General features: G+C 66.0%; 12 protein-coding genes and 1 tRNA gene. 2 read left to right on the top strand and 11 right to left on the bottom strand.

Features of this window, described 5'->3' with window-relative positions; translation table 11 throughout:
- The coding region (locus GVN21_RS12955) for an NAD(P)/FAD-dependent oxidoreductase (protein ID WP_276608517.1) at nt 1–1554 on the bottom strand (1554 nt) is incomplete at its 3' end.
- Between the two features lie 3 nt (nt 1555–1557).
- Nucleotides 1558–2235: a Crp/Fnr family transcriptional regulator gene (locus GVN21_RS12960; RefSeq protein ID WP_166575176.1), complete on the bottom strand. Its 678-nt coding sequence runs from the start codon at nt 2233–2235 to the stop codon at nt 1558–1560.
- Between the two features lie 73 nt (nt 2236–2308).
- Here GVN21_RS12960 and GVN21_RS12965 point away from each other — a divergent pair, with 73 nt between their 5' ends.
- The gene (locus GVN21_RS12965; protein ID WP_166575177.1) at nt 2309–3151 is read left to right on the top strand and encodes a TauD/TfdA family dioxygenase; all 843 of its coding nucleotides are present in this window, start codon (nt 2309–2311) and stop codon (nt 3149–3151) included.
- 289 nt (nt 3152–3440) lie between these two features.
- Here the strand turns inward: GVN21_RS12965 and clpX are convergent, their stop codons facing one another.
- On the bottom strand, nt 3441–4703 hold the full coding sequence (gene clpX / locus GVN21_RS12970) for an ATP-dependent Clp protease ATP-binding subunit ClpX (RefSeq protein ID WP_166575178.1): 1263 nt from the start codon (nt 4701–4703) through the stop codon (nt 3441–3443).
- Between the two features lie 336 nt (nt 4704–5039).
- Here clpX and GVN21_RS12975 point away from each other — a divergent pair, with 336 nt between their 5' ends.
- Nucleotides 5040–5708 carry an HAD-IB family hydrolase gene (locus GVN21_RS12975; RefSeq protein ID WP_166575179.1) on the top strand — a complete coding sequence of 223 codons (669 nt, stop codon included), beginning with the start codon at nt 5040–5042 and terminating at the stop codon, nt 5706–5708.
- A 236-nt stretch (nt 5709–5944) separates the two neighbouring features.
- Here GVN21_RS12975 and GVN21_RS12980 read toward each other — a convergent pair whose 3' ends face one another.
- The 8 genes from GVN21_RS12980 to GVN21_RS13015 form a co-directional block, all read right to left on the bottom strand.
- Entirely contained in the window at nt 5945–6586 is a 642-nt protein-coding gene (locus GVN21_RS12980; protein WP_166575180.1) for an ATP-dependent Clp protease proteolytic subunit, read from the bottom strand.
- A 190-nt stretch (nt 6587–6776) separates the two neighbouring features.
- Nucleotides 6777–8141 (bottom strand): trigger factor, encoded by a 1365-nt coding sequence (gene tig, locus GVN21_RS12985; protein WP_166575181.1) that lies wholly within the window; start codon nt 8139–8141, stop codon nt 6777–6779.
- 154 nt (nt 8142–8295) lie between these two features.
- Nucleotides 8296–9180: a hypothetical protein gene (locus GVN21_RS12990; RefSeq protein WP_166575182.1), complete on the bottom strand. Its 885-nt coding sequence runs from the start codon at nt 9178–9180 to the stop codon at nt 8296–8298.
- Between the two features lie 33 nt (nt 9181–9213).
- Nucleotides 9214–9298 (bottom strand) — tRNA-Leu (locus GVN21_RS12995).
- A gap of 183 nt (nt 9299–9481) precedes the next feature.
- A complete protein-coding gene (locus GVN21_RS13000) occupies nt 9482–10462 on the bottom strand; it encodes a WYL domain-containing protein (protein WP_166575183.1) in 981 nt (326 codons plus the stop codon).
- Nucleotides 10463–10516: 54 nt separating this feature from the next.
- Entirely contained in the window at nt 10517–10990 is a 474-nt protein-coding gene (locus GVN21_RS20580) for an SHOCT domain-containing protein (RefSeq protein ID WP_205690077.1), read from the bottom strand.
- A gap of 86 nt (nt 10991–11076) precedes the next feature.
- Nucleotides 11077–11643: an HD domain-containing protein gene (locus tag GVN21_RS13010; protein ID WP_166575184.1), complete on the bottom strand. Its 567-nt coding sequence runs from the start codon at nt 11641–11643 to the stop codon at nt 11077–11079.
- A 58-nt stretch (nt 11644–11701) separates the two neighbouring features.
- Nucleotides 11702–12547 carry a hypothetical protein gene (locus GVN21_RS13015; protein WP_166575185.1) on the bottom strand — a complete coding sequence of 282 codons (846 nt, stop codon included), beginning with the start codon at nt 12545–12547 and terminating at the stop codon, nt 11702–11704.
- Nucleotides 12548–12552: the final 5 nt, after the last annotated feature.

A 12552-nucleotide genomic window follows, 5' to 3' on the forward strand; every position in this document is an offset into this window, starting at 1 on the left:
CGGATGTGTGCCCGCGCCGCACATGTAGAGGCCCTTCACCGGCGCCCGGTGGGCCCCGTGCCCCAGCACCGGCCGGGCGGAGAACAGCTGGTCCAGGCTCAGCACCCCGTGGAAGATGTCCCCGCCGACCAGGCCGAAGTCGCGCTCCAGGTCGAGGGGGCTCTTGATCTGCCGGCCCAGCACCGAGGCCTTGAAGCCCGGCGCCCACTTGTCGACCGTGGCGATCATCAGGTCGGCGACCTCCTCGCGGTGGTCGTCCCATGACCGGCCGTCGCTGAGTTCCGGCGCCACATGCTGACAGAACAGGCTGGCCACATGCTGGCCCGCGGGACTGAGGCTGTCGTCCAACGTCGATGGGATCAGCATCTCGACGATCGGCTCCTTGGACCAGCCGTGGGTCCGCGCGTCGATCCAGGCCCGCTCCATGTAAGCCAGCGTCGGCGCCATGATGATGCCGGCGGTCATGTGGTCACCGTTGTCCGGCCGGCAGGTGAACTTCGGCAGCTCGCTCAGCGCCACGTTCATCCGGAAGGTGCCCGACCCCGACCGGTACCGCGCGATCCGCTCGTTGAAGTCCCCCGGCAACAGGGTCGGATCGACCAGCTTCTCGAACAGCAGCTTGGGGTGGATGTTGGACACCACCGCCCGCGCCCGCAGGGTCTCGCCCGAGTCGGTGACCACCCCCACCGCCTTGCCGTTCTCGACCAGCACCTCTGCTACCCCGACCCCGGTGCGAATCTCGACGCCCTTCTCGCGCGCCGCCGAAGCGATGGCCTGGCTGATGGCGCCCATGCCGCCGATGGCATGGCCCCAGGCGCCCTTCTTGCCGTTCACCTCGCCGAACACATGGTGCAGCAGCACATAGGCCGAGCCCGCCGCGTAGGGGCTGGCGTAGTTGCCCACCACCCCGTCGAAACCCAGCACCGCCTTGATCGGATCGCGCTCGAACCATCCATCCAGCCAGTCCCCCGCCGACTGCGAGAACAGCGCCAGCAGGTCGCGCCGGGCCGTGGTGTCGAGGCTCACCACCCGCTTGCCCAGGGTGGCGCTCTTGAGCAGTTCGGGCAGCGCCTGCAGCCAGCCGCCCTCGACCATGTCAGGCGGCGTCTGCAGCACCACGTCGCGCAGGACGTCGGCGATCGCGTCCAGCCGGTCGTTGTAGGCGTCGAGCCGGTCGGCATCCTTCTGCGAGAACCTCGCCACCTCCGCATGGGTCCGCCCCTCGCCGGTGACCAGGCTGTCGCTGTCGCTGACCGGCAGGAAGTTGGCCGCCCGCCGCTCGACGACCTTCAGGCCATGCCGGGGCAGATCCAGGTCGGCGATGACCTTGGGATTGAGCAGGCTGACCGTGTAGGCGGCCACGCTGTTGCGGAAGCCAGGGTGGAATTCCTCGGTCACCGCCGCCCCGCCGACCACGCCGCGCTTTTCCAGCACTGTGACCTTCAGCCCCGCCCGGGCCAGGTAGAAGGCGCAGGTCAGGCCGTTGTGGCCGCCACCGATAACAATGATGTCGCTCATGACGCTGGTGTAGAGCGCGCGGCGGCCGCTCCGCAACCGTCAGCCATCCTGCGCCGCCGCCCGCTCCAGCGCCCGCCGGTTGACGATATCGATCCGGCCATAGCCCAGGCGGATCGCCCCGACCGCTTCCAGCTCGCCCAACCAGCCGTTCACCGCCTTACGGCTGAACCCCAGCATCTCGGCGATGTCGGTCTGGTTGGCCGCCACCGTGTCGGAGGCCAGGGCCAGCATCATCAGCCGCGAAGCCAGCTGGGCCCTTGGCGGCAGCGCCACCCGCTCGGCCGCCACCTGAACGTTGAACTGCAGCTGGCGATAGATCAGCTGGGCCACCACCTGCCACACCCCCGGCCAGCTTACCGCCACCTGGCGCAAGGCGGCGTCCGACAGGACCAGCACCAGGCTGCGCGCGCCCGCCACCGCCGTGACGAGCCTTGGCCCACCGCCGAACACCGGACTCTGCCCAATGGCGGCGCCCGGCCCCAGCACGCCGATGAGCGCCTCGCGGTCCCCCGGGGCCTGGGCGAACAGCCTAAGCCGCCCTTCCAGCACCATCAGGATCCCCGCCGCCTCGTCGCCCTCGCCATGCGCCCACTCCCCCGGCGCCAGCCAGCGCAGGCGGGCGGCGGCCAGCAGCGCCTGGCGCAGGCCCGCCGGATGGTCGGCCAGCCAGCCCATGCGCTCGATCTGGTCACGGTAAGGGGCGAGGAGCGGGTCCATGGCCCAACTGTTACCCTGGTGACAATCTCTTGTCTCTGGTCGTGGCCTGATGCCGGCAGCGAAGGAGGACGCCATGATCCAGGAAGCCCTGACCATCGAGAAGCTGCCCGGCTGCGGCGCCATGGTCCATGACGTCGACCTGTCGCGGGTCGACGCCAAGATGGCCGATGTCCTGCGCGAGGCGCTGTTCGAGCACGGTGTGCTGTTCTTTCGCGGCCAGACGCTGAGCCGCCAGCAGCACCTGGACCTGGCCCGCGCCTTCGCCCCGATCGACGTCAACCGCTTCTTCCCGGCCGATCCGGAGTGGCCGGAGATCGCCAAGGTCGAGAAGACCAAGGACCAGACCAGCAACATCGGTGGCGGCTGGCACACCGACCACAGCTACGACGCCGAACCGGCCCTCGGCTCCATCCTGGTCGCCCGCGACCTGCCCCCCAGCGGCGGGGACACCCTGTTCGCCGACATGTATGCGGCCTGGGAAAGCCTGTCGCCCGAGCTGCAGGACCGGGTGCGCCACATGAAGGCGATCCATTCCACCGCCCATGTCTTCGGCGAGGGCGGCGCCTATGCCAACTCCGACCAGGACGCCCTGTCCGGCAGCCGCGACCTGCCCGAGACGGTGCATCCGGTGGTCATCAAACATCCGGGCAGCGGCAAGCCCGTCCTCTACGTGAACCCCGCCTTCACCACCGGCTTCGTCGGCCTGTCGAAGGAGGAAGGCCAGGAGCTGCTCTACCAGCTGCTGCCCAACGCCATCGCCAAGAAGCGCACCTATGCCTTCCAGTGGGAACCGGGCTCGGTCGCCATCTGGGACAATCGCGCCACCTGGCACTTCGCCAAGAACGACTACCACGGCCATTACCGACTGATGCACCGGGTGACGATGGCCGGGGTCCCGCTGGAAGCGGCGTTCTAGCCGACCGACCACGATGTTCGTCAGTCGCTCCCCCTCTGGGGGAGCTGTCCGGCGCGAATACGCGACGGGCTGAGGGGGCAGCGCCGGACCTTCAGGACAAGGCGCGTTCTGGCGCTGCTTTGACAGCTGAGTTCATGGTCAATCCGAAACGCCGGCCCGCCTCCACCACCACGCGCTACGCGCGCGGTTCCCCGCCCCGAAAGGGGCCCGAATTTCATATTGCCGCCGTCCCAAAGCAAAAGGCCCGCCGTTGCCGGCGGGCCTTCGCATTCTCAGAGACAGCGGCGGCTTAGGCCGCCCCCGCCCCGCCCTTCTTCTCGGCGTAGATGACCAGCGGCTGGGCGCGGCCTTCCACCACCTCGGCGTTAACCACCACTTCTTCCACGCCCTCATAGCTGGGCAGGTCGAACATGGTGTCGAGCAGGATGCCTTCCATGATCGAGCGCAGGCCGCGGGCGCCGGTGCGGCGGGCGATGGCCTTGCGGGCCACGGCCGAGAGGGCGTCGTCGGTGAACTTCAGGCCGACGTTCTCCATCTCGAACAGGCGGCCGTACTGCTTGATCAGTGCGTTCTTCGGCTCGGTCAGGATGGTCATCAGCGCCGCCTCGTCGAGGTCCTCAAGCGTGGCGATGACCGGCAGGCGTCCGATGAATTCGGGGATCAGGCCGAAGCGCTGCAGGTCGTCCGGCTCGACGCCGCGCAGGATCGCGCCGGTGCGCCGCTCGTCCGGATCGGCCACCTTGGCGCCGAAGCCGATCGAGGTGCCCGCGCCGCGGTTGGCGATGATCTTCTCGAGGCCGGCGAAGGCGCCGCCGCAGATGAACAGGATGTTGGCCGTGTCCACCTGCAGGAACTCCTGCTGGGGATGCTTGCGGCCGCCTTGCGGGGGCACGGAAGCCACGGTGCCTTCCATGATCTTCAGCAGCGCCTGCTGGACCCCCTCGCCCGACACGTCGCGGGTGATGGAGGGGTTGTCCGACTTGCGGCTGATCTTGTCGATTTCATCGATGTAGACGATGCCGCGCTGGGCCCGCTCGACGTTGTAATCGGCGGCCTGGAGCAGCTTCAGGATGATGTTCTCGACATCCTCACCGACATAGCCGGCCTCGGTCAGAGTCGTCGCGTCGGCCATGGTGAACGGCACGTCGATGATCCGGGCCAGGGTCTGGGCCAGCAGGGTCTTACCGGTGCCCGTCGGGCCGACGAGCAGGATGTTCGACTTCGAGAGCTCGATGTCCGAGTTCTTGGTCGCGTGGTTGAGGCGCTTGTAGTGGTTGTGGACCGCCACCGAGAGCACCTTCTTGGCGTGCTCCTGGCCGATCACATAGTCGTCGAGGACTTCGCGGATCTCCTTCGGAGTCGGGACACCGTCCTTCGACTTCACGAAGGCAATCTTGTGCTCCTCGCGGATGATATCCATGCACAGCTCGACGCATTCATCACAGATGAACACGGTCGGGCCGGCGATCAGCTTGCGCACCTCATGCTGGCTCTTTCCGCAGAAGGAGCAGTACAGGGTGCTTTTCGAGTCGCCGCTGGCGGCCTTGGTCATATCGCTTCTCACACTCCGGTGGCGCGTCGGCCTTATCGCTTCAACGCCCCCTCCCCGCGGAACGATCCTGCGAGCAGAAATCGCAGGTTACACTGGGCGGGTTGTCTAAACCTTGACATTCCCCGATCTGCTGCGTCGCGGCAAGCGCCGCGATGCCACAGGGATCGGGATTCCGGTCACGGATGGACCGTCTCTGCGTCGTTAAGCTTGAAATGGTGCGCCGTTTGTAGCGGTACAATGGGCATATTGGCGTCGCATCGCCTTAATGTGACGAATCGTGATGCAAGCGACGCGAGATTGGGGAAGGGCCCACGCATTTGGGCCGTATGGGGATTGATGGCGCGCAGAGCGACGATGTTGGGCCGACTCAACGTGGGCGGAGGGATCATGACCGATCCCCTGCATGAGATCGGCTTGGTCGCCTTCGACTTCGACGGCACCATGACGGTGAAGGACAGCTTCACCGCCTTCCTGGCCTGGCGGGCGGGCGGGGTTCGCTATGCCGTCGGCTGTGTGAAACTGACGCCGAAGATCATCGCCTATCTGTTCGACCGCAACCGCGGGAAGCTGAAGGCCGCCGCGGTTCGTGAGTTCCTGAAAGGCGCCACCCAGAGCCAGCTGGAACAGCAGGCCCGGGTCTTCGCCGAGAAGAACTCCGGCCGGCTGCTCCGGCCCGACGCGGTCGACACCTGGCGCCGCTGGCGCACCAAGGGGGCGAAGACGGTGATCGTCACGGCCTCGCCGGACTTCGTGGTCGCACCCTTCGCGCGGGGCCTGGGGGCCGACGGGCTGATCGGCACCGAACTGGCCTTCGACGCGGACGGGCGCTGCATCGGCGTTTTGGCGGGCCAGAACTGCCGGGGACCGGAGAAGGTGCGCCGGCTCAAAGAAACCTACGGCGAAGATCTGCGCCTCACCGCCGCCTATGGCGACACCTCCGGCGACAAGGAGATGCTCGCGATCGCCGATGAGCCTGGGTACCGGGTGTTTCGCGGGAAGCCGTAAGGGCGACCACTCGCTCGCCGCACCCCCACGCCGTCATCCTCGGGCTTGTCCCGAGGACCCATTGGAAAGCTGCCGCGAGCGCCTGTCCTGGGGGCGCTGTCGCGGCTTTACCCTGGATTTCGCGCGGCCGGACAAATGGGTCCTCGGGACAAGCCCGAGGATGACGGTATTGGGGGGCAGAAACGAAAACGGCCCGCATCGCTGCGGGCCGTTCCGTATCAGGTTGGCGGAAAGCCTTACGCTTCCACGCCGGCCTCGGCCGACTCGCGGCTCTCGTAGACGTGGTCGACGATGCCCCAGGCCTTGGCCTCTTCCGAGCTCATGAAGTGGTCGCGGTCGAGGGTGGTTTCGACCTCCTCGTAGGTGCGGCCGCAGTGCTTAACGTAGATCTCGTTCAGCCGCTGCTTGGTCTTCAGGATGTCCTCGGCGTGGCGCATGATATCCGAGGCCTGGCCGCGGAAGCCGCCGCTGGGCTGGTGGACCATGATGCGGGCGTTGGGCAGGGCGATCCGCTGGCCGGCGGCGCCGGCGCAGAGCAGGAGCGAGCCCATCGAGGCGGCCATGCCCATGCAGACGGTCGAAACCGGGCTCTTGATGTACTGCATGGTGTCGTAGATCGCGAGACCGCTGGTCACCACCCCGCCCGGCGAGTTGATGTACATCGAGATCTCTTTCTTGGGGTTCTCCGACTCCAGGAAGAGCAGCTGGCTGCAGATCAGCGAGCTCATCCCGTCCTCGACCGGCCCGGTCAGGAAGATGATCCGCTCCTTGAGCAGGCGGGAGAAGATGTCGAAGGCCCGCTCGCCACGGCTGGTCTGCTCGACCACCATCGGGACGAGGTTCATGGCCGTGCGCTGGTGGTGTTCGTAGTCGTACATGCGCGAAGAGCTCCTTGGATTTCGCATGGCGTGTCGCGAATCGAACCGCGCCGACGTCAGGCCACCGATATCGGGCGGCGGTTAACAGGATGCAAGGGCGAGACGCAGAGTCCCTTCCCGCTGCCCTCAGAACGAAAAAGGGCGCGGCGTTGGACGCCGCGCCCTTTCAATTCGTTCCGATCGCGAAGGATCAGTAGCCTTCCGGCATATCGTCTTCGGCTTCCAACTCTTCCTTGGAGACCTTCTTGTCGGTCACTTCGGCCTTGCCGAAGATCAGCTCGACGACCTTGTCCTCATAGAGGGGCGCGCGCAGCTGGGCCTGGGCCTGGGGGTTCTGGCGGAGCAGGTCGAAGGCCTGTTGCGGTTGCAGGCCGTACTGCTGGGCCATGGCCATGGCTTCGCGTTGCAGGGCCTGGCTCAGCTCCTGGTCCGAAACGGTGACATTGTTGATGCGCCCGATCTCGGCCAGCACCAGGCCAAGGCGCACGCGGCGCTCGGCGATCTTGCGGTACTCGGCCTTCAGCTCGTCGTCGGACTTGCCGGCGTCGTCCTCGGCCAGGTTGTCGCTGCTCTTGTCCTGCTCGACCTGTTGCCAGATGCCGGCGAACTCGGCTTCGACCATGCCGGGGGGCAGCGGGAAGTCGTGGCCCTTGTCCAGTTCGTCGAGCAGGGCGCGCTTCAGCTTGAAGCGGCTGGCGCGGCCGTACTGGTCGGCCAGGTTCTTGCTGAGGATGTCGCGCAGGGCGGCCAGGTCCGACAGGCCCAGGCGGGTGGCCAGCTCGTCGTTGACTTCGCTATCCTTAGGGGCGCGGACTTCATGCACCTTCACGGCGAACTCGGCATCCTTGCCGGCCAGTTCGGCCGACTGGTAGCCCTCGGGGAAGGTCACCTTCACCGTCACATCGTCGCCCGGCTTGGCGCCGATCAACTGGTCTTCGAAGCCGGGGATGAATTGGCCCGAACCCAGGACCAGCTCGTGGCCCTCGGCCTTGCCGCCCTGGAACTCGACACCGTCGACGCTGCCGACGAAATCGATCAGGACCTGGTCGTCGGCCTTGGCCTTGACGGCCTTGCCGGTGCGCGGCTCGTAGCTGCGGGCCTGCTTGGCCAGGTCGTTCAGGGCCTCGTCGACTTCCTTGTCGGTCGGCTCATAGACCGGCTTGGTCAGCTTCAGCTTGGAGACGTCCAGCGGCTCGAACTCCGGCATCAGCTCGACCGACAGGTCGTAGGCCAGGTCGGCCTTGCCATCGACCACGTCGTTCATGTCGACGGTGGGCTTCAGGTCCGGCTGCGCGGCGGGGCGCAGCTTGTTGTCGTCCAGGATCTTCTGGGTGGTCTCGTTCAGGGCGGCGTCGATCACCTCGCCCATCAGGCCCTTGCCGTAGATCTTCTTGACGTGGGCGGCCGGCACCTTGCCGGGGCGGAAGCCCTTGATGTTCATCTGGGGCCGGATCTCCTCGATCCGCTTCTCCAGGCGCTCGGCCAGTTCGCCGGCCGGGACGGTCACGCCATAGACCTTGCTCAGGCCTTCACCGGACTTTTCAACAATCTGCATGGTCTGTCTTCATCTGTCGGACCCGCCTGCCCGTTGGGCCGGGCGCATCCGCGTGGGGGGTGGATCGGGCGCGCCGAAAAGACCCCCCAAGGAGGCCGAAGCAACGCGAAGCGGGCCTTATGTCACGGGCGCCCCTCAGGGCCAACCCCAAACCCTATTTGTCGCCTTCGCCCTCTTTCAGGGTCTTGGCCATGGTTCCCTCGATATCCCGCTTCTGGCTGTCGGAATTGCGGGCGTCGCGGCGGGCTTCATAGACGCCGGTCAGATAGGCGGTGTCCCAATCGGTCAGCGCCTGCTGGGGCTCGACCCCTGCGGCCTTGTCGGCGAACAGGCTGAGGATGGAATTGGCGCTGGTCGGGGCGGCTTCCGGATCGATCTGGGCCAGGGAGACGAAGGCGATGTAGTCGGCCAGGGCGGCGAACCGCACCTGCCCCACCCGCTTGGCGTCCACCACCACGATGGCGCGGTCGAAGTCGTCGCGGGTGCGACTGCTGATCCGGCCGGTGGAATAGACCTGGACCTGGTCGCCGGAGTTATAGCGGGTGCCGTCCTCGGTGACCCGGTGGGTGACGTGCCACCACCGGACCGGGGCGTCGGACTTGGTGAACCGCCGCAGGGCCGTGCGGCCCGCGGTCATCTCCAGGTCGTACCGAGAGAAGGCCTGGGGATGGTTCTTCAGGGCGCGCTGCACGAAGCCATCGCCATCGGGGGTGAACACCACCAGGACGTTGACCTTGCACCCGGGCTCCCCGACCTCCAGCCCGACCTTCAGCGCTGTGGCGGCGATGCGGTCAGCGATGAACTGCGCGTACTCCGGCTTCACCCCCGCCACCCCGGCGCAGACCTTGCGGTCCCAGCGGGCGATACGGCCATTGCCGCTGTCGGCGGCCACGTTGTCGACGAAGGCCTTGATGGCTTCCTTCTCGTCGAGCTTGGCGGGGGCGGAGATGACCACGCCGGAGACGGTGGACTCGTCCTTAGGCTCCTCGCCCGGCTGGAACGCGAGCGCGGCGGCCGCCGCCAGAGCGATGATCGACATGGAAACGGTCCCCGGCCCTGGGCCATTGATACTTGGTGCGGATGAGAGGACTCGAACCTCCACGCCTCACGGCGCTGGAACCTAAATCCAGTGCGTCTACCAGTTCCGCCACATCCGCAAGGTTCGCGAAACCCCTTACGGGACGGGGCGAAATCGCGCCAGCGCAAAGAAAATGTGTCGCAGCACGACGGGAGCAAAAGGGAACGCAAAGCCAACGAAATTGGGGCTTGGGAAGCTGCTGCGTCACACCTACGGCACAATTTGTGCCGGTTTGTTCGCAGCCCGCGGGTTGGCTCGCGAGCTATCCGGCGGACCTTGCAAGCCGGTCGATCTCATCCCGGTAGAGCGCCTTTAGACTCTCCGGAGCCTCGATGGTGATCGCGCCGCGCCAGGTGAATAGGTGCCAGCACAGCTCCAGCTGACCACCGACTCGCAGGTGAATGAGGACGCTGCCGTCCGCCTGAGGCTCCAGACGTTGGCTCGGATGGAAGCGGAAGGACCGGGCCCGGTCGGCCGCATCAGGCTCGACCCTCAGAACGATGTCCTCCGGCTCCTCCTGGAAGACACCGAACGACCGTTCCGAGTAGGCCGCCAGGTCGAAGTCCGCCGGCGCTTCCGCCTTGGCAGCCTCGACGCGCGCCGCCGAAATACGATCCAGGCGCCAAAGGACAACCTCTGGTCGCTCCGCCTGCCGGCCGACCAGATAGTAGACTGAACCAAAGAGCAGGCCGCAGGGATCAACCAATCGACGCGTGGCCGGTTCGCCTTCTGTGGAGGCGTACAGGAAGCTCACTTTCTGGAGGGCCAGCAACCCCTGCCGCAGGGTCCGAAGCGTTTGCTCGCACTCCCCTGGACGCGGCCCGGGCCGGAGCGCGATCCGCTCCGCCATCGCTAGCGCCTCGACGTCAGGCGCCAGCCGGCGGCGAAGGTCAGACTTGAGTCGGCCTTGGATACGACCGGCCAGGGTCGTGAGGTTCTTCGCGCGGGAGGCTTGGCCGTCCTGTTCCGCCGTTTGGGCGCTGAGCGTCAGATCGGCCAGTTCCTCGGCTGTCGGGACGTCCATGAAGGCGTCCAGCCCGCCTCTCAGCACGAACCGCTTCCCTCGGCCCTCACGAACTTCCTCGACTTGCGGAAAGAGCTCCCGCACTGCGTCACGCATTCTTTCGGCGGTCCGCCGGTCAACGGAGAACTCCTGGGCAATCTCCTCAAGCGAGACCCCATCGGCGGAGGACGCCATCCGGCGCGCCAGCTGAATGATCAGGACAGCTTTTTCCAGCCTCACCGGTCGTCTCCAGCAACTACGACAGGACCGAGCGGCCAGAGGAGCGGATGCATCCTATTCCGCCAGAAGTCTGCGCTTCCTCACGGCAAACTCCTCCTCGGTCAGGATCCCCTTGTCCCTGAGATCCGCCAACTGCAGGAGCGAGTTGTGCAGATCGGCGGCCGGCTGGGCCGCGGGCTCCCGCGACGGGCCTCGCTTAAGGTTCTTGTAGACGCCCAAACCCGCACCGATCGTCGCGCCCACGACGGGCCCTATCAGCGGCACAGGTACGGCTACCGCCGCGCCGATCCCGGCGCCGATCGCGACATCTTTCGCCATGTCGGATCGAATAGCGGACTTCGCCAGCTTCCCCGCCTCGGCGCTCGCGTCGGTCGCGACCTGCTTGGTCCAGTCCATGGCGATCCGGGCATCTTCCCCGTCCACCTTTCCGTCGCCGTTCAGGTCACCGACCAAGGTCGCGGCCTTTGAGGCGGCGGAGCCCGCCGCTTGAGCCGCTTGGCCCAAGCCTTCACCAATCTTCTTGAACATGCGTATTCCCCCCCAACTTTCAGAACTATATGCCGATTTCTTGCGGCTTGACCATTACGGGTAGCGCGGCAGACGAGGCCTAGAACTCAGGCCAGCTGGGCGACCGTGGTGGAGAGCTCAATCGAGAGCGGGTGTTCTGGCGACAGCCTCTCAGAAAACACTCCGACCAACTCTCGATAGTACCAGACGGTCCCATCGCGACCGGCCTTGAAGCGCTGGAAGACGACGTCCCCAACCACCCTGCGATCAGCAACGATCGCACGGGCGTTGTGGAGTTTGTCGCAGGCCGAGACGAGGAGGACGTCGGCTGGCGCCTCCCTTAAGTGGGCGAGGTAAGCTTTCTTGCGGTCCCTCCAGGGCGCCTTGACGCCCGCGTCGTCGGGTACGCCATCAGTGCACCCCTCAACGATCATGCCCACCCGCGGGCCGAAGCGCTCTCCGACCGCGTGCCGATGAACCTCGCCGCAGTCCTCGTTGACGTCATGCAGAAGCCCGGCGATCGCCTGATCCTCGTCCCCGCCATATTCCAGCACCAGGGAGCACACCCCCAAGAGGTGAGACAGGTAGGGTATGGTGGTCTGCTTCCGGACCTGGCCGTTGTGGGCTTCGGCCGCGTAGTCGAGCGCCTCGTGGAGGCGGGGAAATCTGTGCATCAGTTTCTTTCGATTTGACCGCCCACTCGAAGTGGCGGCGATGTCTTGTGGACGAAAACTAGAGGATCGCCTTCCCGACCGTACTCCAGGCCTCGAGAATGCCGCGATCCCCAAAGGGAAACTTGCCGGCGCGCCCCAGGAGCAGGCGGTCAATCAGCCACGCCAGCGTTGCGAGGTCCCGCTGGGTGTCCGTCTCAGAATACTGCTTTGGATCGCGGTTGATCGTCACTCGCTCGAAGGTGACTCTTCCCGGTTCCTCCCGGATGTCCGCGGCGTAGATCAACGCGCCAGTCCAGCTTCGACGAAACAACAGCTGGGCCCCTTTTCGATGGATGAACCATTTGTCTTCCATCTCCTCGGGAATGTAGCCGTTACGGATCAGGCAAGCGTCCAGCCCCTGGAAGGTCCGCTCGAAAGGAACCGTGATCCGCTCGTCTGGCATTGGGCCGTTCTTGCTGCCGAAACTCGCTTCAGTGGCGCCGGTGAAGATCGCTTCGTCCTTATCGCGAAAGATCTGGCTGACGACGTCCTCCATCGTCATTTGCCTTTTGTAACTCGATGGCGGAAAGGAGCGCTCGAGCAGGTCCGGCCAGTGCAGCCCGACCCAGGCCCGTGTCAGCGGCTCAAGGACCAGGCTTTCTCCGATCTGCCCACCAGCAGCGCCTTCCACGACCTTGAGCTCGAGGCGTGAGCCAGATCGCGAAATCACCCGAAAGAGCCCCTCAATCAAGGCGGGTCCAGACGGCTGCAAGGGCGCCACCAGGGACAGTTTGACTGTGCCTTTCCCTGCCTGCAGAGGCTCGAAATCTAGAACGAACGCAGGGCTGGCTGCCCAGCGATCAGGCCGCGCCGGTGTTGCTGTTAGGCCAAACCACCGGCGGATTTCTAATGTGAACACCGCCAACCCCA

Origin of the sequence: Caulobacter sp. SLTY (assembly GCF_009905535.1) — a bacterium.
Taxonomy (GTDB): Bacteria; Pseudomonadota; Alphaproteobacteria; order Caulobacterales; family Caulobacteraceae; genus Caulobacter.

What these genes read in the sequence shown, in the direction of transcription:
- clpX (WP_166575178.1), bottom strand. Translation starts at nt 4,703, where the DNA reads ATGACCAAGGCCGCCAGCGGCGACTCGAAAAGCACCCTGTACTGCTCC.
- GVN21_RS20580 (WP_205690077.1), bottom strand. Translation starts at nt 10,990, where the DNA reads ATGTTCAAGAAGATTGGTGAAGGCTTGGGCCAAGCGGCTCAAGCGGCG.
- GVN21_RS13010 (WP_166575184.1), bottom strand. Translation starts at nt 11,643, where the DNA reads ATGCACAGATTTCCCCGCCTCCACGAGGCGCTCGACTACGCGGCCGAA.
- GVN21_RS12960 (WP_166575176.1), bottom strand. Translation starts at nt 2,235, where the DNA reads ATGGACCCGCTCCTCGCCCCTTACCGTGACCAGATCGAGCGCATGGGC.
- GVN21_RS12975 (WP_166575179.1), top strand. Translation starts at nt 5,040, where the DNA reads ATGGCGCGCAGAGCGACGATGTTGGGCCGACTCAACGTGGGCGGAGGG.
- GVN21_RS12980 (WP_166575180.1), bottom strand. Translation starts at nt 6,586, where the DNA reads ATGTACGACTACGAACACCACCAGCGCACGGCCATGAACCTCGTCCCG.
- GVN21_RS12990 (WP_166575182.1), bottom strand. Translation starts at nt 9,180, where the DNA reads ATGTCGATCATCGCTCTGGCGGCGGCCGCCGCGCTCGCGTTCCAGCCG.
- tig (WP_166575181.1), bottom strand. Translation starts at nt 8,141, where the DNA reads ATGCAGATTGTTGAAAAGTCCGGTGAAGGCCTGAGCAAGGTCTATGGC.
- GVN21_RS12965 (WP_166575177.1), top strand. Translation starts at nt 2,309, where the DNA reads ATGATCCAGGAAGCCCTGACCATCGAGAAGCTGCCCGGCTGCGGCGCC.